Source organism: Qipengyuania xiamenensis, assembly GCF_019711495.1.
In the GTDB taxonomy this organism is placed as follows: domain Bacteria; phylum Pseudomonadota; class Alphaproteobacteria; order Sphingomonadales; family Sphingomonadaceae; genus Qipengyuania; species Qipengyuania xiamenensis.
The window spans coordinates 1,559,503-1,580,877 of sequence record NZ_JAIGNM010000001.1 but is presented as its reverse complement, the minus strand read 5'-3'; the positions used below and the strand labels follow the sequence as shown (position 1 = coordinate 1,580,877).

Below are 21,375 nucleotides of genomic sequence, written 5' to 3'. Positions count from 1 at the left end.
ATCACCCGATGACCTGCAAATGGCCCTGAGGGAGGAGGCGAAAGCACTCGGCTTTTCCGCCTGCGGCTTTGCGCCTGCCGGTGAAGACGTGCTGCGTTCGGAGCGGTTCGAACAGTGGCTTGCCGAAGGGCGTCACGGCTCGATGGAGTGGATGGAGAGCCGCAAGGTCGAGCGCGCCAGCCCGCAAGGCCTGTGGCCCGAGGCGAGGAGCGTGATCGCGCTCGGCATGAGCTATGCGCCCGATGTCGACCCGCTGGCGCTTGAGGAGCATCCCGACAAGGCGCGCATCTCGGTCTATGCGCATGGCCGCGACTATCACGATGTCGTGAAGAAGGCGCTGAAGGCGCTGGCGCGCTGGCTGATCGCGCGCGAGCCGGAAAGCGAACTGAAGGTCTTCGTCGACACCGCTCCCGTTATGGAAAAGCCGCTGGGGCAGGCGGCAGGTATCGGCTGGCAGGGCAAGCACACCAATCTGGTCAGCCGCGAACAGGGCTCATGGCTGTTCCTCGGCGCGATTTATACGACGCTGGAATTCGCGCCCGACGCGCCGCACCGCGACATGTGCGGATCGTGCCGCGCCTGCCAGGATGCCTGCCCGACTGACGCCTTCCCGCAGCCTTACAAGCTCGATGCGCGGCGCTGCATTTCCTACCTCACGATTGAGCACAAGGGGCCGATCCCGGAGGAATTCCGCGAGGCGCTGGGCAACCGCATCTACGGCTGCGACGATTGCCTCGCCGTGTGCCCCTGGAACAAGTTTGCCGACACCGCGCATCGTCACATGAAGCTGGCCCCGCGCGAAGAACTCGCCGCGCCTGCGCTCTCGCAATTCCTTGCGTTCGACGATGCCGGTTTCCGGCAATTCTTCTCCGGTTCGCCGATCAAGCGGGTCGGGCGCGATCGTTTCGTGCGCAACTGTCTTTACGCCGCCGGGAACAGCGGTGATGCGACGCTTCTTGCGCAAGTCGAAGCGCTCAGGAGCGATCCCGACGCGGTGGTAGCAGAAGCGGCCGACTGGGCAGCCCGGCGGCTCAGCCCATCTCCTTGAGCGGGGTCTCGGTGTCGGCGAGCAGGTCCGGATCGATCTCGGCCCGGCCCATCACCAACTTGCGCCCCTGCGCATAGTCGCGGGTGTTGTTCACACAGTCGAGCGCGATCACCACACCTTCTTTCAGGTAGATCAGGCTGAACTTGCGCTCTGCCGGATCGCCGCGCAGCACGGTCGCATCATAGCCATTGGCAATGCCCACCGTCTGGAGGCGCAGGTCGTACTGGTTCGACCAGAACCACGGCACGGCGTCGTAATCCTGCTTGTCGCCCATGATCGCCTTTGCGGCGACGGTCGCCATGTCATTGGCATTCTGGACCGATTCGAGACGGATGACCGCATTGCCGGCATAGGGATTGGGATGCGCCGCACAGTCTCCGATGGCGTATATATCGTCGAGCGATGTGCGGCAGAACGTATCGACGTCGACGCCGTTGCTGCCCGCTGCGCCCGCCGCGATCAGCGGTCCGACGGCCGGGACGATACCGATGCCGACGATCACGATATCGCAGGCCACGGTCTCTCCGGTCGACAGCGTGACGCCGGTCACCTTCTCTCCGTCGCCCTCGATCCGCTCGACGCCGGTTTGGAGCCTGAGGTCGACGCCATGCGAGCGATGTTCGGCGGCGTAGAACTGGGAGATTTCCGGCCCTGCGACGCGCGCCAGCACGCGGTCCTGCATCTCGACCACGGTGACGTCGCAATCCATCTTGCGCAGCACGGCGGCGGCTTCCAGACCGATGTAGCCCGCACCGATTACCACGGCACGGCGCGCGCCTGCCTCGAGTTCGTCCTTCAATGAGTCGGTATCGCGGCGCGTGCGGATCGTGTGGATGCCGGCCAGTTCCGCACCCGGACAGCCGAGACGGCGGGCATCGCCCCCGCCAGCCCAGATGAGCTTGCGATAGGTGACGCTACTGTCGTCCGACAGCCTGAGGACGTGGCCGACCGGATCGACCTCGTTTACATTGGCGCCGGGGTGAAGGGTCACGTTCCGGTCTGCCCAGAACTGCTCGGGCCGGATCAGGATCTTCTCGAAGGGCTTGTCGCCGGCGAGATATTCCTTCGACAGCGGCGGGCGCTCGTATGGCGGGTTGCGGTCGCGACTGACCATAAGGATCGAATCCTCATGGCCCGCCTGGCGCAAGGCTATCGCAGCCTGCGCGCCGCCGTGTCCCGACCCCACGATGACGACGTCGTAATGCTCCATGGCGCAAATGGCTGGCGTCAAACGCCCGCGCGGTCAAGCAAAGAGAGGCAGATCACCGGGCGAGCAGGTTGCGCGCCATGCTCGCAATCTGCGCCAGCATCGCCGCCGCGACAGGCGTTTCGGCCTGCGCACGATCGACCATTGTACGGAACTGGGTCATCGCGACCGACTGGTCTTCCGCCCAGTTGGCCACGACCTGCGGCATGTCTTCCTTGGCGTCCTTGCGGCGCGAAAGACGGCGCAGCAATTCGAGCCGCATCTGCTGGAAATCGCGCGCAAGGTTGGACACCAGGAGGCGCTCCCACACGTCGGAAGAATTCATCTTCGCCGCCGTGCTCTGTGCCCAGTCGATACCCATGCGTGCGCCGATCGCGGTAAAGCCGCGCGTCACCAGCTTGGGATCGATTTCCGTATCGGCGGCGAGGCGGGCAAGACCGATCGACCCGTCGAGGTCGAACATGTGGGTCACGCGCGTTGCGATCGCTTCGGGCGCTCCGGCGGCAGTGAAGACTTCCTTCTGCGCCGCCGACTGGCTCTTCAGTTCGCGGCCGAGCAGTTCGTCCGAGCAGTTGATGAGCACGGTGACGTTCTTGCCGAGCTCTTCCACGAGTGCGCTCGGATTGACCGAGCCGGCGCTCGTGCGGAGCACGTCCGACATGAGGTTGGCGGTCGCGGCGGCGAGCCTGTCGAACATGAGCAGGCGCGCGCTTTCGTCCATTTTCGCCGTGTCGAGATCGGTCCACAGGCTGCGGACATCGAAGAGGTGCGCCACCGCCACGAACGCCGCGGCTACCTGGCACAATTCGACGCCTTCTTCTTCGGCGAGCTCGAAGGGGTGGATCATGCCGAGGCGGTTGACCATGGCATTGGCAAGCTTGGTCGCGATGATTTCGCGACGCAGGCGGTGGTTCTCGATCTGCGTCTTGAACTTCTTGCGCATCGGCTCGGGGAAGCTGCGCAGCAGCAGGTCCTCGAGGATCGGATCGTCGGGCAGGTCGCTGTGCTCGATTGCGTCCTGCAGCACGAGCTTGGCCGAGGACAGCAGCACGGCCAGCTCGGGCCGCGTGAGGCCGATGCCATCGGCAGCGCGGCGCTGCAGTGTCTGGTTGTCCGCAAGCCCTTCGGTGCGGCGGTCGAGATTGCCGCCCGCCTCGAGCGTTTCGATCAGGTGCAGCTGCGGCGCCATCGAGCGCGCGCCGCCGATCTCGGCGATCGACAGGGCAAGCGCCTGCAGGCGGTTGTCTTCGAGGACAAGCGCGCTGACCTCGTCGGTCATCGCCTCGAGCAGCATTACGCGCTTGGGTTCGGTCAGCTTGTCCGCACGCTTGGCAGCGGCGAGCGCGATCTTGATGTTGACCTCGTTGTCCGAGCAATCGACGCCTGCCGAATTGTCGATGAAGTCGGTGTTGCAGCGTCCGCCATGAAGCGAGAACTCGATGCGGCCTGCCTGCGTCGTGCCAAGGTTCGCACCTTCGCCGATCACCCGGGCGCGCAGGTCCTTTGCATCGACGCGCAGCGGATCGTTGGCGGGATCGCCGACCTGGACGTTATTCTCGGTGGAGGCCTTGATGTAAGTCCCGATGCCGCCGAACCAGATCAGGTCGACCTGCGCCTTGAGAATTGCGGAGATCAGGGCTTCGGGCTCGATTTCCTTGACTTCGAGGCCGAGCATCGACTGCACTGCCTTGGACAGCTTGATCGATTTCGCATCGCGCGGGAAGACGCCGCCACCGCGCGAGATGAGCTTGGGGTTGTAATCCTCCCAGCTCGAACGCGGCAGGTCGAACATGCGCTGGCGTTCCTTCCAGCTCTTCGCCGGATCGGGATCGGGATCGAGGAAGATGTGGCGATGGTCGAAGGCTGCGACCAGCTGGATCGCCTTCGACAGCAGCATGCCGTTGCCGAAGACGTCACCCGACATGTCGCCGCAGCCGGCGACGCGGATCGTGTCGGTCTGCACGTCGATCCCCATTTCGAGGAAGTGTCGCTGGACCGATACCCATGCGCCCTTGGCCGTGATGCCCATGGCCTTGTGGTCGTAACCCTTCGAGCCGCCCGAAGCGAAGGCATCGTCGAGCCAGAAGTCGCGGTTCTCGGCAATCGCATTGGCAACGTCGGAGAAGCGTGCGGTGCCCTTGTCGGCGGCGACCACGAAATAGGGGTCTTCACCGTCGGTGATGACCACGCCTTCGGGGTGCACGACCTTGTCGTCGACGATGTTGTCGGTGACAGACAGGAGCGTGCGGATGAAGACTTCGTAGCTCGCCTGGCCTTCCGCAGCCCAGCCATCACGGTCGAGCGCGGGGTCGGGGAGCTGCTTGGGATAGAAGCCGCCCTTCGCGCCGGTCGGCACGATCACCGCGTTCTTCACGCGCTGGGCTTTCATCAGGCCGAGGATCTCGGTGCGGAAGTCGTCGCGCCGGTCGGACCAGCGCAGGCCGCCGCGGGCGACAGGTCCTGCGCGCAGGTGGATACCCTCGACGCGGCGCGAATAGACGAAGATCTCGCGCCAGGGGATCGGCTTGGGCAGGTTCGGAACCAGCGAGCTGTCGATCTTGAACGCGAGCGCCTCGTTCGCTGCGGGGGCGAAGGAGTTGGTGCGCAGGATCGCGTCGATCAGCGAGTTGTAGAGCCGCAGCAGACGGTCGTCGTTGATCGCCTTGACCTTGGCGAGGCCGCGCCTGATCGAAGTCTGCGCTTCGGCAGTGGCCTCTTCGCGATTGCCCTTGAACTCGGGATCGTGACGCGCCTTGAACAAAGCCATGAGCGCACGGGTGATGTCCGGGTTCTTCGCCAGCGCGTCGACCACGGTGTAGATGGTGAAGCCCATCCCCGCCTGGCGCAGGTAGCGATAGAAAGCACGCAGCCAGTTCGCTTCGTCGGCATCGAGCCCGGCATCGGCGACGAGGCGGTTGAAGACGTCGTTTTCCGCATGGCCGTTGAGCACGGCAGCAACCGCTTCCTCGATCTCTTCGGCGCGCGCCACGAGGTCCTCGGCCTTGACGCCGGGCGCCATCTGCAGGGCGAAATCGTGGATCGTGCCGAACATGCCTTCGTTGAGCACGGTCGGGGTCTCGGCCTGCACGTGGAAGCCGAAATTCTCGAGCACGGGCACTGCGTCCGACAGCGGCAGGCTGCCTTCGGCCTGGTAGAGCTTAAGGCGCAGGCAGGCCTCTTCCTCGCGCTCGCACAAGTAGAGACGGGCGCCGCGGTGGGGCGCATCGCCGTCCTCGTCATCGTCCGCATGGATGCCGAGTGCGCGCAGGCGGGCGATGTCCTCGGCCGCTTCGCGCGGGCCGAAACGGGCGCGGTAGGAAGTCGGGAAATGCTCTGCGAAACGAAGGGTAAGCGCAGCGGCGCGGCCCTTTTCGACCATGTCGAGAAGTTCGTTCTCGACCGCTTCGCTCCAACCGCGAAGCAGGGTCTGGAGCTGCTGTTCGAGCGCCTTTTCATCGGGCGCCTTCGCGCCGTCGCGAATGTCGAGGACGAAGCGCAGCATGGCAAGGTTGCCGCCTTCCACCTCGAGGCTCCAGTCGAGCAGGCGGGCAGCGGCATTGTCTTCGAGCAGCGCCTTGATCTGCAGGCGGACCTGCGTGGCCAGCATGTCGCGCGGAAGCCAGACAAAAGCGAACAGGTGGCGGGCAAGCGGAGCCTCGACCAGCGCCAGGCGCGGACGCGGACGATCGACGAGGCCCATCATGGTGGTAGCCACGCGCTCGCAATCTTCCTCGCTGAAACCGATCAGAAGGTCGTGCGGCAGCGCGGTCATGGCGTGGACCAGCGCCTTGCCGGCATGACCGCCCTCGTCGAAATTCAGCTTGTCGCGAATACGGTCGAGACGTTCGCGCAGGACAGGCACACCGCGCGGCGGAGCGGCCAGTGCAGCGCTGGTCCAGACACCGGCATGGACCGATAGGGCGACCAGCTTCTTGCCTTCGCGGCGGGGCACGATGAACAGGTCCAGCGGAACATGGCGATGCACGCGCGACAGGTGGTTGGCCTTGATGATCAGCGGATTGCGCTTCTCGCCCTTGCCTTCGAACCACTTGAAGGCGCGCTCGAAGCTTGCATCGACCAGAAGTTCGGGTTCGCCTGCGCGGCAGATGCCCAATGCACCGGTCTGCTCGCCATCGCGCATGCGCACGACATGGCCGAGCTGGGTCAACATGCCGGAATCGAGCCATTCGAGCAGTGCCTTGCCTTCGTCGTCATCGATCGAGGCGGCATCCTGCTGCATCTGTTCCTGCAGCTTGGGCCAGTCGGTCACTGCGGCGCGGACGTCGGCCAGCGTCTTTTCGAGATTCTCTTCGAGCAGGCGGCGCTGCTTGGCATCGACGCGCGCCGTTTCGAGATAGATCATCGATTCCCAATAGGCGTCTTCCGGCTCGCCCTCTCGGATGGTCGCCAGCGAGCAGTCATCGGCGCGCTCTACCGGTACGACGGGGTGGACGAGGCGGTCGATCGAGATGCCGAGCGCAGCGATCGTGCTCGCGGTGGAATCGACGAGGAACGGCATGTCGTCGTTGATGATCGCGATACGCGTGTAGCGGTGTCCTTCGGTGACCGATTCCACCGCCATCGCCACTTCGCCATACTTGCGCTGCTGCGCGGCTTCGGTGACGAATGCCGCGGCGTCCTTGAGGCGTGCGGGATCGAAGGGCGTGTCCCCGGGCAGCATGGAATCGCGCATGTGCTGCGCGAGGGCTTTTGCTTGGGCGGCGGGGGTAGTGGCGGTCTTGGAACCCATCGGGGGCCTCTCGCTTGCGGCGCACGATATGTGCGGCGCCGGGAAATTTCCGAGTCGTCAAATGCGACGGTCTGGAGGGCGATTAGGCCTGTTGTCGGACCACTTCAAGGCAACTCGCGCGCATTTTTGCAATCCTATGCACGGCGTCCTTTCCGTAGCGTCAGGAGGCCAGTGCGCGCATCGCCTTTTGCAGCGAAGAAATCCGCGCCTGCGGATCGAAGGTCGGCCCGGCGAAGATGATCTCGTCCGTCCGGGTGCGCTCGACAAATGCACGCACCGCCTCGGCGCATTGCTCCGGTGTTCCGATGGCGCTCGCCTGACCGATATGGGCGAGCATGGCCTGTGCCGGAGCGGGCAACTGGTCGCGATATCCTTCGACGGGCGGCTTGAGCTTCGACGGCTTGCCGGTGCGCAGGGCGACGAAAGCCTGCATCTGCGAGGTCGCGAGGGTTTCTGCCTCTTCCTCGGTATCGGCGCAGAAAAGGTTCATCGCCGCCATCACATGCGGTTTCTGGCCCACCTCGCTGTGGCGGAAATCGCGGCGATAGACTTCGAGCGCGCTGTCGAGATGGTCGGGCGCGAAGTGGCTCGCAAAGGCGTAGGGCATGCCGAGCCGCGCGGCGAGTTGCGCGCCGAACAGGCTCGAGCCCAGCATCCAGAACTCCGGTTTTGCCCCGCGTCCCGGTGTCGGATGAATCTCGCCGTCACCCGCCATCAGAGCCATCAGTTCGACGACGTCCTGCGGGAACATTTCTGCCGCCCTGTGCAGGTCCTTGCGCAAGGCGCGCTGGAGTTCGGGGCCTGCTCCCGGCGCGCGGCCAAGCCCGAGGTCGACCCGCCCGGGGAAGAGCGCATCGAGCGTGCCGAACTGCTCGGCAATCTGGAACGGCGTGTGGTTGGGCAGCATGATGCCGCCCGACCCTATGCGGATGGTGCTGGTCGCATTGCCGACATGCGCGAGCACGACCGACGTCGCGCCGCCCGCGATGCCTTCCATCGCATGATGTTCTGCTACCCAGTAGCGCTTGCAGCCTGCCTCTTCGGCGGCGCGGGCAAGGCCGGTTGCCGCCTCGAATGCCTCGCCCAGCGTCCCCCCTTCGCGGACGGGAACGAGATCGAGGATCGAGTAAGCGGTCATTCGGGGAAGTTGTCCTCTTCTGGCGCGAGCTGGTCGAGATAGCGCTGGGCACGTTCGGCCTCGCGGCTGCCGGGCGCAACGTCGATCACCGACTGGAAGCTGGCGCGTGCATCTCCTTCGCGCCCCGACATGGCGGCGATCACGCCGGCTTCAAGGCCTACCTGCGGATTGCGCGGGTTGAGCAGTGCAGCCCGCTCGATCTGTGCCTGTGCCTCGCCGAGGCGTTCGAGCCTGCGGGAAAGGGTCGCGGACAGCAGCCACGCCTCGGGATCGTCGCCATCGGCTTCGCGTGCCTCGGCTAGCGCCATCGCGGCATCTTCCTCGCGGTCCAGCCTTACGAGGACGCGGGCGAGATCGACGCGGAGATCTGCGGCGAGCGCCCCGTCGTTTGCGGCCAGCGCCTGTCCGCCGGCGCGATCGAGCAACGGCAAGGCGCCCTCGGGATCACCCGATGCAAGCGCGGCATTGCCGGCCATCGCGGCAAGTCGTGCTGAATAGGAGAGGTTGTCCGCCGGAGCTTCGCCGCTCGCGACTTCGAAAGCACGGCGGGCTTCGCCGAGCCGGCCCTGCTGCACTAGCGCGAGGCCAAGGCAATGCGCGGACTGTGCGAATTCGAGATCGGTCTGCGCTTCCTCGCGCCACGCCTGTGCGCGATCGAGCGCCGCCTGCGGGTCCGAGGATGCGATACGCAGGCAGGTGGCGAGCGTATCTGTCTGGGGTTGCGGCTCGCTCGCCCCGGGACGCTCGGGCCGGTTGGCCAGCTCGTCCGGCAGGCCAGGCATGCCGCCTGCAGAGGGGTCGGGGCCGACCTGCATGAGCAGGAGGAAGGCGGGAAGGAGAGTTGCGGTCACGTGGTCTCCGAAAGGTCTAGCAGTCCGCCGATCGTACGCAGCAGCAGGTCGATATCCTGCGGGCGCGACAGGCGGTGGTCGCCGTCCTTGACGAAGGTCACTTGAACCTCGTCCGAACGCAGCGCGTCGGCAAGGCGCTGGCTGATCTGCCAGGGCACATCGCTATCGCGCTGGCCGTGGATGAGGCGGACCGGTGCGTCGATGGCAATCGTACTGTCGAGCAGGCGCCGGGCCTGTCCGTCGGCGAAAAAGCCGGCGTAGGTCGGCGTCGGTTCGGGGCCGTAGGGATTGACTTCGTAGACCGTCTCGCCCCCTGCCATCTGCGCCTTCTGCGCGTCCGAATATCCCCAATCGGTGAAGTCCGGAGCCGCGGCGATGCCGACAATCCCGGCCAGCTTCGCGCCGAGCGCCAGGCCGACCAGGAGCATCAGCCACCCACCCATGGAGGAGCCGACGACCACGACTTCGCCTTCGACATATGCCTCGACAAGTTCGAGCACTTCGCCGCGCCATTTCGACAGCGTGCCGTCGGCAAAGTCGCCGCTGCTGCGCCCGCAACCCGAATAGTCGAGCAGCAGGCAGGCGCGACCGTTTTGCTTGGTCCAGTCGAACAGCGCGGTCGCCTTGCCGCCATCCATGTCGGACATGTAGCCGGGCAGGAAGACGAGCGTCGGCCCGCGCCCTTCGGCATGGCGGAAAGCGATCCTGCGACCATCGGCCATCTCGTGAAACCGGATATCGTTCATGGCGTGACGCTGTCGGATGGGCAGCGCGCGATTGCAAGGGCTAGAAGAAGAAGTCGAATTCCTCGACGTCGGGATCATCCTCGCACATCGACTTGAGCGCTTCGAATTCCTGCGCCGTCAGCACGGGGGCGAAGGTCTTGCCCTCGGCGGCCTTGCGGAATGCCTTGGCGCGTTCGCGCGGAGCGGGGTGGCTCGCCACCCAGCCGACCAGCGAATCCTCTTCCGCCTCGCTATCGCCGCCGATACGCTCGAAGAAGCGCGCTGCACCCAGCGGCGAGACCCTGCTTTCCTCCATGCGCTCGCGGGCGAATTCGTCCGCCTCGCGTTCGGCGTCTCGCGAATAGCCCATCGAGGCGAGACCGAAGACCGTGTCCCCGACGCCCGAATTGGCACCCGACAACAGGATCGACAGTCCGAATTGCCGTAGGAGGGCCGTCATCACGTGACGTTCGCGCACGTGGCCGACTTCGTGGCCGAGCACTCCGGCGAGTTCTTCGGGCGTTTCCGCGTCCTGCACGAGACCGTCGAACAGGAGCACCTGTCCACCCGGCAGCGCGACTGCATTGACCATGCCGATATTGGCGACGCCCGCGCGGACCTGTTGCTCGTCTGGATCGACGGCATCGAGCAGCTTCGCCAGTGCGGCATCGCCTTCGGGCGTGCTGCACAGCCGGTTGCCGAAATCGCCGACCATGGCGTCGCCCAGATTGCGCTCCCAGCTATGCGGAACCCGCGGGCCGAGCCAGTCGGGCGCAGTCAGGAACAGCGCCACGGCGGCAACGCTGACCGCCGCGAACGCGGCCGAGGCCTTGCCCAGACCGACCTTGTCGATCCAGCCGCCATAGACCTTTTTTTCGGGCAGCTTGGCTGCGAGGCCGGGTGGCAGGTCTTCGGGCAGGATCAGCCGGAAGTCGGGTTCGCTCGCCCGGCGATAGACCATTTCCCCGCCACGGTGCTCGCCGAATTCGAGATCGGCGAAAGGCAGGGTCAGTTCGCTGGAAAAGCCGCGCAGCGACAGCGTACCGCTGCCGTCCCAGAGGGCCTCGCCCTCGTGGCGGATGGCATTATGGCCATCGTACCACTGGGCCGGTGTGCGGAAGCTGCTTTCCATCGGTTAGAAGGCCCCGATGTCGAAAGCGTCGAGCAGGCCTTCGCCGTGCTTGGCCGTCTTGGTGGTCGACTGCGTGAGGTCGTCCAGCAGGATGTCACCGCTCGCCTCGAGGTTCTCGATCATGAACTTCCAGTGGCGATAGCTCAGGAAGATGAAGCCAAGGCCGAGCGTGAACATGACGATCAGCACGTCTCCGATCAGCAGCTTGATCCAGTCCATGGTGGAGGCTTCGAAGGAGAAGTGCAGGTCTTCCCAATGCGTCGATCCGACTGCCTCGCGGTAGAACTTGGCATAGAAAGCCACCGCGATCACGCCGAGGCCGAAGTAGAAGAAGATCGCGAGGATGAAGAAGGAGGCCATGGCGCCGATGCCGGCCCCTTCCTCGCCGCCAAGGCCATATCCGGCCAGTCCGCCGGTTGCCGCAGCGATCACGCCGCCCACGACGAAAATGATCGGCGAGAGGTAGAACAGCAGGAAACGCGCAAAGATATTGCCCGAATCCGCGTGCGCGTTGAACTCGTAGGGGCCGAAGCTCATCTTGCCCCAGCGTTCGTTCCACAGGCTGGTCATCGACCAGGGGATGAGAAGGCCGATCGCCAGGTAGCCGACGAAGGTCTTCCACATATAGGAAACGCCATAGCCGAGGCCCTGGTTGTTGCTGCCCCCGCGGATACCGCGCCAGCGCGTGCGCGAGAGCCGGTAACGCAGCGCGCGGAAGCGGGCGAGGCCGGTGAGGTAGAAGATCGCGAACAGCGGGAGCATGCCGAGAAGCACGCCGGCCGCCTCGTAACCGCGCATCACCAGTGCCTGCGAAACGAACTGGATGCCGAAGACCGGTAGCGCGAACAGCAGCATGACAAGCACGAAGCCGACGAACAGCTCCTTGCCGGTGCCGGTCCATTCGAGGCGCTCGTCGACGAAGCGCGTGTGCGACCACAGGTACTGCCGCTCGCGGGTGGTCGCCCAGAAACGGTAGATCCCCAGTGTGACGATGGTCAGCAGAAGGTTCGGCAGAGCGATCTTCGCGAAATCCTGCCATGTGCCGTCGAAGCCGAACGCACTGTCGGCCTGCATGTTTTCGTAATGCATGTTAAAAAGCGACCCCCAAACTCGATGTCGTATTCAAATCCCGTCCGGGTACGACATGCGGTTTAAGGGTCGCTTAAGTCAAGCGCGTGATCGGCTAGTCGCGCTGGAAGATTTCCTCGATCGCCATTTCGAAAACATCGGCGATCTTGAAGGCGAGCGGGAGCGAGGGGTCATAGCGCCCGGTCTCGATCGCATTGACGCTCTGCCGGCTGACTTCGAGCAGGTCGGCGAGATGTTGCTGGCTCCAGTCGCGCTCGGCGCGAAGGACCTTGAGGCGGTTCTTCACAGCGCACCCCACGAACCATGGGTGATGCGGTTGGACACAGCACCGATGAACTGGCCGCCGAAGAAGGCGACCGCGAACCAGTAGGCAGGGATGTGCGGCACCACTTCGCCCGCTTCCAGGAAGCCCCAGATGGTTGCAAAGCCGAGGGCAAAGCCGGTCGCGATCAGCGTCTGACGCACGATCAGCATGCGGATGAACTCGTCCTTCTCGTCGAGGATCAGGCGTCCGATGGCCCAGAAGATCCCGCAGATGGCGAGGCCGGGCATGACCGACAGGGCCGCGCGAGCGGCGAGCGAGGCCTCTGTCGTTTCGTCGCCGCCGAGCAGGCTGACCTGCAGGGCGATGACGACGAGATAGGTCGAGGCGAAGATGGCGACCCGCTTCACGTAGAGGCGCTGTGCCTCCCCGCGTCCGCTGCAGGCGGCGGTGGTGTTGGCGACCCGCATGGTCTGGAAGAACAGGCCCGCGGGAACGATCATCAGTATGAGGGCTGTCGCCGCATTAATGGCGTCCGAAAGCGCGAGGCCCATAACCGCCCCGAAGGTACCGAACGCCAGCCCGGCCCAGAAGGGAACGGTGCGGGTGAAGCCGCGCTTCGCCTCGGTGCTCATGCCTTGCTCTTCTTCAATAGATTGCAGGACCGGTCAGAACCCAGCCATGCGCCGGGAAAGAGGGCGAGGAGGAGAAAGGGCGAGAACTGCGCCACCTCCTGCGGCACGATTTCATAGACCGAGAGTACGGCGATGCCGATCATGGCGGCGGCGACAAGCAGGGAGAGATGGATCTGTTTCATGGCAAGCGTCCTTTTCTTGATGTAAAGCTTGTTTGTCATGATTCGGCAGCCATGTCAAGCTTACTTTCCAACATGGACAGTGTGCTTGTCGTCATCGCGAATTCTGCTTGTCACGAAGCCGACATCGGGCGCAGTCATGGGGCGAGTGAGAGGAGAGCCCCCCAATGTCTTTGACCGAACCGCCGCAGTCGCCCGGAATGCCCGCGCTGGACAGGCGGTCGCTCTTCAAGGGAGCGGCGGCGGGGGCGGGTCTCGTCGCGGCGCCGCTGGCCGCGCGGACAACGGCAACCGGCTTCACGCACGGCGTTGCGAGCGGCGAACCGGGAAAGAACCGCACGCTCCTCTGGACGCGCTATGTCGCCGCGCAGGACACCGAGATCGGCTGGCAGGTGATGGAGGCGGACGCGAACCGCCGCGTGGTGGCCGAGGGGAAAGTCACCGCCTCGCCCGCCAATGATTTCTGCTGCAAGGCTTCGGCCGAAGGTCTCGAGCCGGGCAAGTGGTACTATTTCCGCTTCACCGCCCCTGACGGATCGGTGTCCGACATGGGCCGCACGCGGACGCTGCCCGAAGGGCCGACCGCAAGCTGGCGCATGGCGGTATTCTCCTGCTCGAACATCGGCTTCGGCTGGTTCAACGCCTACCGCCACGCCGCCGAGGCGAACGAGTTCGACTGTGCGCTCCATCTCGGCGACTATTTCTACGAATACCCCCAAGGCACCTACCCCTCGGATGCGGAGACATTGCCGGGCCGCGCCCTGCTCGATCCGCAATCGGAAACCGTGGCGCTGGCGGACTACCGCGCGCGCTATGCACTCTACCGCGAGGACCGCGACCTCCAGCGCCTCCACCAGCTCTATCCGATGATTGCCGGCTGGGACGATCACGAAAGCGCGAACGACAGCTGGAAGGACGGCGCGCAGAACCACCAGAGCGACACTGAAGGCGATTGGTCGGTACGCAAGCGCGCGGCGATGAAGGCCTATCGCGAATGGATGCCGGTATCGGACGAGCCATGGGCGGAATACGAGGTCGGCGACCTTGCCACGCTCTTCCGTCTCGAAACCCGCCTGTCCGCCCGCTCGCAGCAGTTCGACTACAACACGCTCCTGCGCGGAACGTCTTCGCCTGAAGAAGCAATCGCCCGCCTCACCGCCTTCCGCGACGGCGACTATGCCGATCCTTCCCGCGAAGTGCTCGGCGCCGGCCAGCAGGCATGGTTGGCGGAAGGGCTCGCACGCTCCAAAACGGGCGGCACGACCTGGCAGGTGCTCGTCCAGCAGGTGCTGATGGGCAAGCTCGCATCGGCCACGTCGATCACCGATACGCTGCCAGACAACTTGCCCTCCTATGTGCGCGAGCGCGTGGTCGCCGGCGCATTGGCGAGCCGCGCAGAACTGCCGCTCAACATGGATGCCTGGGATGGCTATCCCGCGGCGCGCGCGCGATTGTTCGAGGCGGCGCTCGCGGCGGATGCGAACCTGGTTAGCCTTGCGGGCGACACGCATAATGCCTGGGCCTTCGATCTTGCGCATGGCGGCGAGGCTGTCGGCGTGGAGTTCGGCGGGCAGTCCGTCTGCTCGCCTGGGTTCGAGAATTTCCTGCCGCAGATCCCGCCGCAAGCGATTGCCGGCGCACTGGTGCAGCGTAATCCGGAACTGCAATGGATGGATGCGTCCCAGCGCGGCTACATGGCCGTCGAACTGACGCCGACCCGTGCCACCAGCGAATACCGCTTCCTCTCGAGCGTGCGCGAGAAGGGTGCCGGCGTGATCGCCACCAAGCGCCTCTCGACCCTCGCCGGTGCGCGCAAGCTGGAAGCGGGTTGAGAATTTAACCTCTCGCCGCTATCTGTGGCTGCATGACGCAGGCATGCATCACGACCACTACTACCACCACCTCGGGCAACCGGGGGCGGGTAGTCGCGGACTGACGCGAGCTGCCGCCACCCGGTTTCGGGTGGCAGGCGTTCCTCCCGAAATCGCGAAATTCTCCCAAAACGCCGCTTCAAGCGTGCGCCCTGTTGTGCCATGGGCCTCGACAAGCAACGGATGAGACGATGACGGAACTTTTGAAGATCAGCCTGCCCGACGGTTCGGTGCGCGAAATGGAACCCGGCAGCACGCCTGCCGACGTCGCCGCCGCGATCGGCCCGGGCCTCGCCAAGGCCGCCATCGCCGCGCGTGTCGATGGTGAGCTGCGCGACATCAACCGCCCCTTCGAAGGCGATGCCGAGCTCGCGCTGGTGACGAGCCGCGACGAGGAAGACGCGCTTGAACTCGCACGTCACGACTTCGCGCACGTGCTCGCAGAAGCCGTGCAGTCGCTCTACCCCGGCACGCAGATCACCTTCGGTCCAGCAACGGACGATGGCTTTTATTACGACGTGAAGGCGCCCGACACGCGCGAGCCGTTCTCCATGGACGACCTCCCCGCGATCGAGGAGGAAATGCGCCGCATCATCAAGGCCGACAAGCCGCTGCGCCGCGAGGTCTGGAGCCGCCAGCAGCTGATTGACAAGTGGGAAGCCGAGGGCGAGGTATTCAAGGCCGAATGGGCCAAGGAACTGCCCGAGAACGAGGAGCTGACGGTCTACTGGTCGGGTGAAGACTGGCTCGACATGTGCCGCGGCCCGCACCTTGCTTCGACGGGTAAGCTCGACCCGCAGGCCTTCAAGCTGATGCGCGTCGCCGGTGCCTATTGGCGCGGCGACCAGAAGAATGCGCAGCTGACGCGCATCTACGGCACGGGCTGGCTCAACAAGAAGCAGCTCAATGCGCACCTCATGCGGCTGGAAGAGGCCGCCAAGCGCGACCACCGCAAACTGGGCCGCGAAATGGATCTCTTCCACCTGCAGGAAGAGGCCCACGGCAGCGTCTTCTGGCATCCCAACGGCTATCGCATCTGGCGCGAGCTAGAAGCATACATGCGCCGCAAGATGGACGGCGCGGGCTACCGCGAGATCAAGACGCCGCAGCTGATGGACGTCCGCCAGTGGGAGCAGTCCGGCCACTGGGGCAAGTATGCGGAGAACATGTTCGCCGTGCCCGACATGGTGCCCGAGGTCGACGACAGCGGTGCCGGTGCGCATCCGAGCGTTGCCAAGGACGCCGACTGGATGGCGATCAAGCCGATGAACTGCCCGGCCCATGTGCTGGTCTTCAAGCAGGGCATCACGTCCTATCGCGACCTGCCGATCCGCCTTGGCGAGATGGGCTGCTGCCACCGCAACGAACCGCATGGAGCGCTCCACGGCCTCATGCGCGTGCGCCAGTTCACACAGGACGATGCACATATCTTCTGCACCGAGGCTCAGGTCGTCGAAGAGGTCCGTGCGTTCTGCAAGCTGGCCGAGGGCGTGTACAAGGACTTCGGCTTCGACTTCGCGATCAAGCTCGCGCTGCGCCCCGAAAAGCGGCTCGGTTCGGATGCGGACTGGGACAAGGCTGAACAGGAATTGCGCGATGCCGTCGAGGAAGCCGGCATGATGAACGAGGAATTCGGCTGGGAAGAGCTGGAAGGCGAAGGCGCCTTCTATGCGCCCAAGCTCGAATGGCACCTCACCGATGCCATCGGCCGCACCTGGCAGGTCGGCACGATCCAGGGCGACCGCGTGCTGCCCGAACGTCTCGATGCAAGCTATGTCGGCGAAGACGGCGAGAAGCACCGCCCGGTCATGCTGCACCGTGCGATCTTCGGTTCCTACGAGCGCTTCATCGGCATCCTGATCGAGCACTTCGCCGGCCGCCTGCCTTGCTGGCTCGCGCCGACACAGGCGGTGGTCGCAACGATCGTTTCGGACGCCGACGACTATGCGAAGGAAGCGGTCGCCAAGCTGGAAGCTGCAGGCATCCGCGTGGAAAGCGATCTTCGCAACGAGAAGATCAACTACAAGGTGCGCGAACACTCGGTCGCCAAGGTCCCGCACCTGCTGGTGGTCGGCAATCGCGAGGCCGAGGAAGGCACAGTTGCCGTCCGAACGCTTGGCCAGCAGCACCAGAAGGTCATGCCGCTCGAGGAAGCCATCGCGATGCTCAAGGCCGAAGCGACCCCGCCGGACCTGCGGGACTAGTCTTCCGTGATCCGGCGATTGGGACTTGCGGCGCTGGTCGCCGTGCTGGCCGGCCTGCTCGTCCTCGCGCTCGGCTATTCCAACGCGCGAGCGGACCCGATCGTGCGCAAGGCTTATGTGCCGGTGGCTGGCTGGCCGGAGGGCGAAGCGCCTCTCAGGGTTCTCGCCCTGTCGGATGTCCATGTGGCAGGGCCCGATATGCCGCCTTCGCGGGTGGAGCATATCGCGCGGCAGTTGAATGCGCTGTCGCCTGACCTCATCCTCGTGGCGGGCGATCTAATCAGCGAGAAACGCACCGCGACGAAGCTCTATTCCGAGGAGGAAGTGGCCGCGTCCTTCGCAGCGTTCGAAGCGCGCTTTGGCGTGGTGGTTGCCCCCGGTAATCACGACCATTGGGTCGATTTGGACGCGATGGTCACCGCGCTCGAAGGTCATGGCATTACTGTCCTGCGCAATGCCGCTGCTCGGCGAGGGCCGTTGCTTATCGGCGCGGTGGATGACGATTTTACTGGCCACGACGACGTGCCCGCGACATTTGCCGCGCTTGAGGCACTAGGCGCGGGGCCGGCGGTGGTAGTCAGCCACACACCCGATATCGTTCCCGACCTTCCGCGTGCGGTTTCGGCAGTCTTCGCCGGCCACACGCATTGCGGGCAAATCAGCCTGCCGGTCATCGGGCCGGTTTCGACCATGTCGCGCTTTGGCGACCGCTTCGCCTGCGGTATGATACGCGACGGCGAGCAGACGGTCTTCGTGGGTGCGGGACTTGGCACCAGTCTACTCCCGCTGCGCTATGGCGCGCCGCCAGACGTGTGGCTCGTGACGCTGGGCCCACCTGAATGATCGTCCTCGGATATTCACTCGTGCAAGTCGTCGCCGCGCTGGTGGCCGCGTTCGGCTCTGCCTTTGTGCGCGGGCTGACCGGCTTCGGCATGGCCATCCTGATCGTGCCGGTGCTGGCGCTTGCACTGTCGCCGGTCGATGCGGTGCTGCTGACCAATTTCCTCTCGGTCTTTATCGGCATGTCGGAGATCCGACGGCTGCTGCGCAGCGCGGAGAAATCGGCGTGGGCGATCATTGCGCTGGTCGCGGTGACGACGCCGATCGGCCTGTACCTGCTCAGCATGACATCGCCCGCCATCGCGCGCGTGGTGATTGCCTTCATTGCCCTGTCGGCCTTCGTCGCCATCCTGTTGCCCCGCCGAGGCGCGCTCGATCATCATCCGGCGACTACCGGCGGCGTGGGCATCCTGAGCGGACTGATGACCGGATATGCCGGCATGCCCGGCCCGCCGGTCGTGCCCTATTATGTCGGTCGCGACATCCCGCGCGAGACGGCCAAGGCCTCGATGCTTCTCATCTTCACCTGCGCTTCGACCACCGGGCTGGTGAGCGGCGCTGCGATCGGCGTGCTCGACTGGTCGCTTCTCCTGCTTGCCGTGCTGCTGTTCCCGGCGGTGCTGCTGGGTAACTGGCTCGGCAACAAGGCCTCGGGAAGCATCGAAGACAGGATCTGGCGCATATGCGTGGGCGTCGTTTTGGGTGCGGCCGCGCTCGCGGCGCTGTGGAAGGCGTTCGGCTAGATGCTCGGCCTGCCCCTCGAAGCGATTGCCATCGCGCTGCTCACTGCGCTCGCCGCCGGTTTCGTGCGCGGCCTCGCGGGGTTCGGACTCTCGGTCGTAATCGTGCCGGTTCTCGCGCTCACCATCGCGCCGAAGGAAGCGGTGCTGGTGGGCAATATCTCGCTCTTCCTGATCGGCCTGACGGATATCGGCCGCATCCGTCGCGATGCGGACAGGTCTGCGATCCCGATCACCTTGCTCGCGCTGGCCTGCATGCCGCTCGGCCTGTGGGCGCTCGTCACACTAAGCGCGGACTGGGCCCGGGTGCTGATAGCAATGGTCTCGCTCGGAGCCTTCGTGCTGGTGGTCGTGCCGCTCGGCAAGGTTGCCATGCCCCGCAAGCCTGCCATGGGCCTGTCGGGCTTCTTCACCGGTTTCTTCGGCGGCTTTGCGGGGATGCCCGGACCGGGAATGGCGCCGTTCTACCTGCGCGGCAGGCTGGAGCCCCGAGCGGCGCGCGCCTCGATGATGGCGATCTTCCTCGTGCTCACGCCGCTGTCGTCGATCCTGTTCGTTGCCCTTGGCGTTGGCGGAATGCGCGAAGTGCTGCTTGCGCTACTGCTCTTCCCCGCGGTCCTCGTTGGCGACCTGTTCGGCCATGCCGCTTTCGGCCGTGTCACCGCGCGCCAGTGGCAGGTGAGCGTAGCCCTCGTGCTGGGCGGCGCGGCGGCGGGTGCCGTGTGGAAGTTGTTGCAAGGGTAGGGTTTTCTCAAGACGGGACTGCTATGCCTCTCGCCTCAAGCAGGGGACCGAGGGGTCGATGGACAATACCATGGATATCGCGGCGCAGCGCCGTGACGAGGAAGATGCGCGGCTCGTCACGGGCGCGGCAGACATACTCGCCGGGATCGCCAGCCTGCTGGGGCTGCTGGCGCTGGGCGTGATCCTTGGAGCGGCCGGCCCCTTTGCAGGGGCAGCCGTTGCGGCAGCGGCCGCAGGTCTCGCTATTCCGCTGGTCAAGCAGCGCAACTTTGCCTTCAGCGCCATCGTCCTCGCCGTCTGCGGAGCCTTCGGCATGCTGGTCGCGGCGGCCTTGCTCGAGTTCGTGGCTGGCTTCGTGGTTGCCGGCTTCATGGCGTGGTTCTGGAAAGCCTACCGCATCCCCATTGCTGGTGCGCTTGTGGTGGCCGCGCCGGTCGCGACCATCCTCGGCATGCGCAACCTGTTCGAAACTGCATGGGGCGGGAGCGGACCGTGGGAAAGCCTGCTTGCGGGTATCGTCCTGTTCGGTTTCGCAATGGCAGCCGACATGTCGGACCCGGAACGCACCACGCGCCGCTCGGGCATGGGTTTCTGGCTGCATATCTTCGCTGCCCCGCTCCTCGTGCACGGCATCTTTCTTATCGGCGGTTTCCAGCCGAGCTTCGAGCAGCCCATCGCGGCAGCTCCCGTACTCGTCATCGTCGCCGTGCTCGCGCTGGTGGCACTCATCATCGACCGCAGGCCGCTGCTGGCCTCCAGCCTTGGTTATGTCGCCTATGCGCTGGCCTCGCTCGGTGAAGGGCTGGCGCTCGAGACCCGGCTGATCGGTGTCAGCCTGACGCTCGGTTTCGGCATCCTCGCCATGGCCGCCTTCTGGTCGCCCATGCGGCGCGCCGCTTTGCTGCTGGTACCAGCTTCGCTGAGGGCCAAGCTGCCGAGCGCAGGGAAATTCGTCCCGCCGCCCAAACCGGTCGCGGAAGAGACACCGGCAGAGGAAGAGCCCATACGGCTGGTGTCGGGCTTCAACGATATCTTCGTCGTGATGGGTTTCCTGCCGGTCTCTTTCGGCGCGTGGATCCTCGCAGGTGTCTGGCTTCACAGTTCGGGGATCATCGTGGAGCGAGAGCTGGCGACCGACTGGCTTCCGCGCTCGCTCGCCGCGCTGCTGATCCCGGGCGTGGTCACCTGGGCGGTGGCCGAGTTCTTCGTGCGTATCCGCCGCATGGCCTTTCCCGCTATCGTACTCGCCGGACAGTTCGCCACAGTGGCATTCATCGCCGGCATCCTGCTCGGCTATCTGGCCATCAATCCCGGTGGCCGCGATCTTTCGGGCTTCCGAGACGGGATCGAACCGCTCGGCGTCATTATCGCTTGCCTTGTTGCTGCCCTGCTCAACGTGCTCTTCGCGCTGCGCCACCGCGTACCTTATGCGCTGGCAATGGCCGCGGCATCGATGCTGCCGGTGTTTTTCATCGACCTGCTGGCCAACACCGATCCGGCGAGTACCCTTCCTGGACCGACCGAGACCGGCATCCGCATCCGGCTGCTGCTGGCAGGTGCCTGCGCCGCAGGGCTCGGCATCTGGCTCGACCTGTCGGATCGCGAGCGGCGCACGCAAACCTCGGACACGGCCTTCTGGCTCCACATGCTCGGCAGCCTGCTACTGGTCCCCAACCTCTTCCACTTCGCGGCAAGCGGCGACTTCGCCCTGCTCGGCGCGCTGGTCATCTTCCTCGGCATTGCCATGTTCGCGCTGGCGGCAAACCGGCGTGCGGGACTGATCGTCGGCCTGCCATTCCTTGCCTTCACGCTGGGCGATGTCTTCGAAGGTTTCGGGTCGGGCAGCGTCGCGCTGCTTGGTTTCAGCGCGCTCGTCCTGTGGGCAGCGGTGAAGTGGCAGGAACTGCGCGCGGCAGTATTCGCCTGGATCGGCCAGGACGAAGCGCGAAAAAGCTAACCG

17 protein-coding genes are annotated in these 21,375 nt (G+C 65.2%); 7 read left to right on the top strand and 10 right to left on the bottom strand.

All coding sequences use genetic code 11. From position 1 onward, the window contains the following. Positions 1 to 19 precede the first annotated feature (19 nt). Positions 20 to 1,048 carry a tRNA epoxyqueuosine(34) reductase QueG gene (gene queG / locus K3165_RS07990; protein WP_221548214.1) on the top strand — a complete coding sequence of 343 codons (1,029 nt, stop codon included), beginning with the start codon at positions 20 to 22 and terminating at the stop codon, positions 1,046 to 1,048. Here queG and K3165_RS07985 read toward each other — a convergent pair. The 10 genes from K3165_RS07985 to K3165_RS07940 all read right to left on the bottom strand — a co-directional run bounded on the left by K3165_RS07985 (position 1,032) and on the right by K3165_RS07940 (position 13,058). After that, complete coding sequence (locus tag K3165_RS07985; protein ID WP_221548213.1) at positions 1,032 to 2,258, bottom strand: NAD(P)/FAD-dependent oxidoreductase; 1,227 nt, start codon at positions 2,256 to 2,258, stop codon at positions 1,032 to 1,034. The two genes, queG and K3165_RS07985, sit on opposite strands and share 17 nt — an antisense overlap. 52 nt (positions 2,259 to 2,310) lie before the next feature. Continuing rightward, entirely contained in the window at positions 2,311 to 7,005 is a 4,695-nt protein-coding gene (locus tag K3165_RS07980) for an NAD-glutamate dehydrogenase (RefSeq protein WP_221548212.1), read from the bottom strand. 160 nt (positions 7,006 to 7,165) lie between these two features. Beyond that, positions 7,166 to 8,143, bottom strand: coding sequence for an LLM class flavin-dependent oxidoreductase (locus K3165_RS07975; protein ID WP_221548211.1), 978 nt, complete (start codon positions 8,141 to 8,143; stop codon positions 7,166 to 7,168). Beyond that, positions 8,140 to 8,994: a tetratricopeptide repeat protein gene (locus K3165_RS14185; protein WP_221548210.1), complete on the bottom strand. Its 855-nt coding sequence runs from the start codon at positions 8,992 to 8,994 to the stop codon at positions 8,140 to 8,142. The genes K3165_RS07975 and K3165_RS14185 overlap by 4 nt, the downstream gene beginning before the upstream one ends. After that, complete coding sequence (locus K3165_RS07965) at positions 8,991 to 9,740, bottom strand: alpha/beta hydrolase (RefSeq protein WP_221548209.1); 750 nt, start codon at positions 9,738 to 9,740, stop codon at positions 8,991 to 8,993. Before K3165_RS07965 ends, K3165_RS14185 begins: the two co-directional genes overlap by 4 nt. A 40-nt stretch (positions 9,741 to 9,780) precedes the next feature. Further along, positions 9,781 to 10,851 (bottom strand): M48 family metallopeptidase, encoded by a 1,071-nt coding sequence (locus tag K3165_RS07960; protein ID WP_221548208.1) that lies wholly within the window; start codon positions 10,849 to 10,851, stop codon positions 9,781 to 9,783. 3 nt (positions 10,852 to 10,854) lie between these two features. Further along, the gene (locus K3165_RS07955; RefSeq protein ID WP_221548207.1) at positions 10,855 to 11,940 is read right to left on the bottom strand and encodes a YjgN family protein; all 1,086 of its coding nucleotides are present in this window, start codon (positions 11,938 to 11,940) and stop codon (positions 10,855 to 10,857) included. A gap of 94 nt (positions 11,941 to 12,034) precedes the next feature. Continuing rightward, positions 12,035 to 12,226, bottom strand: coding sequence for a helix-turn-helix transcriptional regulator (locus tag K3165_RS07950; RefSeq protein WP_221427184.1), 192 nt, complete (start codon positions 12,224 to 12,226; stop codon positions 12,035 to 12,037). Further along, on the bottom strand, positions 12,223 to 12,837 hold the full coding sequence (locus K3165_RS07945) for a hypothetical protein (RefSeq protein WP_221548206.1): 615 nt from the start codon (positions 12,835 to 12,837) through the stop codon (positions 12,223 to 12,225). The genes K3165_RS07950 and K3165_RS07945 overlap by 4 nt, the downstream gene beginning before the upstream one ends. After that, positions 12,834 to 13,058, bottom strand: a complete 225-nt coding sequence (locus K3165_RS07940; protein ID WP_221548205.1) for a hypothetical protein — start codon at positions 13,056 to 13,058, stop codon at positions 12,834 to 12,836. Before K3165_RS07940 ends, K3165_RS07945 begins: the two co-directional genes overlap by 4 nt. Positions 13,059 to 13,183: 125 nt before the next feature. Here K3165_RS07940 and K3165_RS07935 point away from each other — a divergent pair, with 125 nt between their 5' ends. The 6 genes from K3165_RS07935 (at position 13,184) to K3165_RS07910 (ending at position 21,372) form a co-directional block, all read left to right on the top strand. Then, positions 13,184 to 14,848 (top strand): alkaline phosphatase D family protein, encoded by a 1,665-nt coding sequence (locus tag K3165_RS07935; protein ID WP_221548204.1) that lies wholly within the window; start codon positions 13,184 to 13,186, stop codon positions 14,846 to 14,848. A gap of 230 nt (positions 14,849 to 15,078) precedes the next feature. Beyond that, positions 15,079 to 17,091 carry a threonine--tRNA ligase gene (gene thrS / locus K3165_RS07930; RefSeq protein WP_221548203.1) on the top strand — a complete coding sequence of 671 codons (2,013 nt, stop codon included), beginning with the start codon at positions 15,079 to 15,081 and terminating at the stop codon, positions 17,089 to 17,091. 6 nt (positions 17,092 to 17,097) lie between these two features. Next, on the top strand, positions 17,098 to 17,934 hold the full coding sequence (locus K3165_RS07925; protein ID WP_345720677.1) for a metallophosphoesterase: 837 nt from the start codon (positions 17,098 to 17,100) through the stop codon (positions 17,932 to 17,934). After that, on the top strand, positions 17,931 to 18,674 hold the full coding sequence (locus K3165_RS07920; RefSeq protein WP_221548202.1) for a sulfite exporter TauE/SafE family protein: 744 nt from the start codon (positions 17,931 to 17,933) through the stop codon (positions 18,672 to 18,674). The genes K3165_RS07925 and K3165_RS07920 overlap by 4 nt, the downstream gene beginning before the upstream one ends. Further along, a complete protein-coding gene (locus tag K3165_RS07915; RefSeq protein WP_221548201.1) occupies positions 18,675 to 19,415 on the top strand; it encodes a TSUP family transporter in 741 nt (246 codons plus the stop codon). It begins immediately after the preceding gene. 58 nt (positions 19,416 to 19,473) lie between these two features. Beyond that, positions 19,474 to 21,372 carry a hypothetical protein gene (locus K3165_RS07910; RefSeq protein WP_221548200.1) on the top strand — a complete coding sequence of 633 codons (1,899 nt, stop codon included), beginning with the start codon at positions 19,474 to 19,476 and terminating at the stop codon, positions 21,370 to 21,372. The last annotated feature ends 3 nt before the right edge of the window (positions 21,373 to 21,375 follow it).

Coding starts and splice junctions, on each gene's coding strand:
- K3165_RS07980 (WP_221548212.1), bottom strand. CDS start 7,005: ATGGGTTCCAAGACCGCCACTACCCCCGCCGCCCAAGCAAAAGCCCTC.
- K3165_RS07945 (WP_221548206.1), bottom strand. CDS start 12,837: ATGAGCACCGAGGCGAAGCGCGGCTTCACCCGCACCGTTCCCTTCTGG.
- K3165_RS07955 (WP_221548207.1), bottom strand. CDS start 11,940: ATGCATTACGAAAACATGCAGGCCGACAGTGCGTTCGGCTTCGACGGC.
- K3165_RS07910 (WP_221548200.1), top strand. CDS start 19,474: ATGGACAATACCATGGATATCGCGGCGCAGCGCCGTGACGAGGAAGAT.
- K3165_RS07975 (WP_221548211.1), bottom strand. CDS start 8,143: ATGACCGCTTACTCGATCCTCGATCTCGTTCCCGTCCGCGAAGGGGGG.
- K3165_RS07920 (WP_221548202.1), top strand. CDS start 17,931: ATGATCGTCCTCGGATATTCACTCGTGCAAGTCGTCGCCGCGCTGGTG.
- queG (WP_221548214.1), top strand. CDS start 20: ATGGCCCTGAGGGAGGAGGCGAAAGCACTCGGCTTTTCCGCCTGCGGC.
- K3165_RS07985 (WP_221548213.1), bottom strand. CDS start 2,258: ATGGAGCATTACGACGTCGTCATCGTGGGGTCGGGACACGGCGGCGCG.
- K3165_RS07960 (WP_221548208.1), bottom strand. CDS start 10,851: ATGGAAAGCAGCTTCCGCACACCGGCCCAGTGGTACGATGGCCATAAT.
- K3165_RS07965 (WP_221548209.1), bottom strand. CDS start 9,740: ATGAACGATATCCGGTTTCACGAGATGGCCGATGGTCGCAGGATCGCT.
- K3165_RS07940 (WP_221548205.1), bottom strand. CDS start 13,058: ATGACAAACAAGCTTTACATCAAGAAAAGGACGCTTGCCATGAAACAG.
- K3165_RS07915 (WP_221548201.1), top strand. CDS start 18,675: ATGCTCGGCCTGCCCCTCGAAGCGATTGCCATCGCGCTGCTCACTGCG.
- thrS (WP_221548203.1), top strand. CDS start 15,079: ATGACGGAACTTTTGAAGATCAGCCTGCCCGACGGTTCGGTGCGCGAA.
- K3165_RS07935 (WP_221548204.1), top strand. CDS start 13,184: ATGTCTTTGACCGAACCGCCGCAGTCGCCCGGAATGCCCGCGCTGGAC.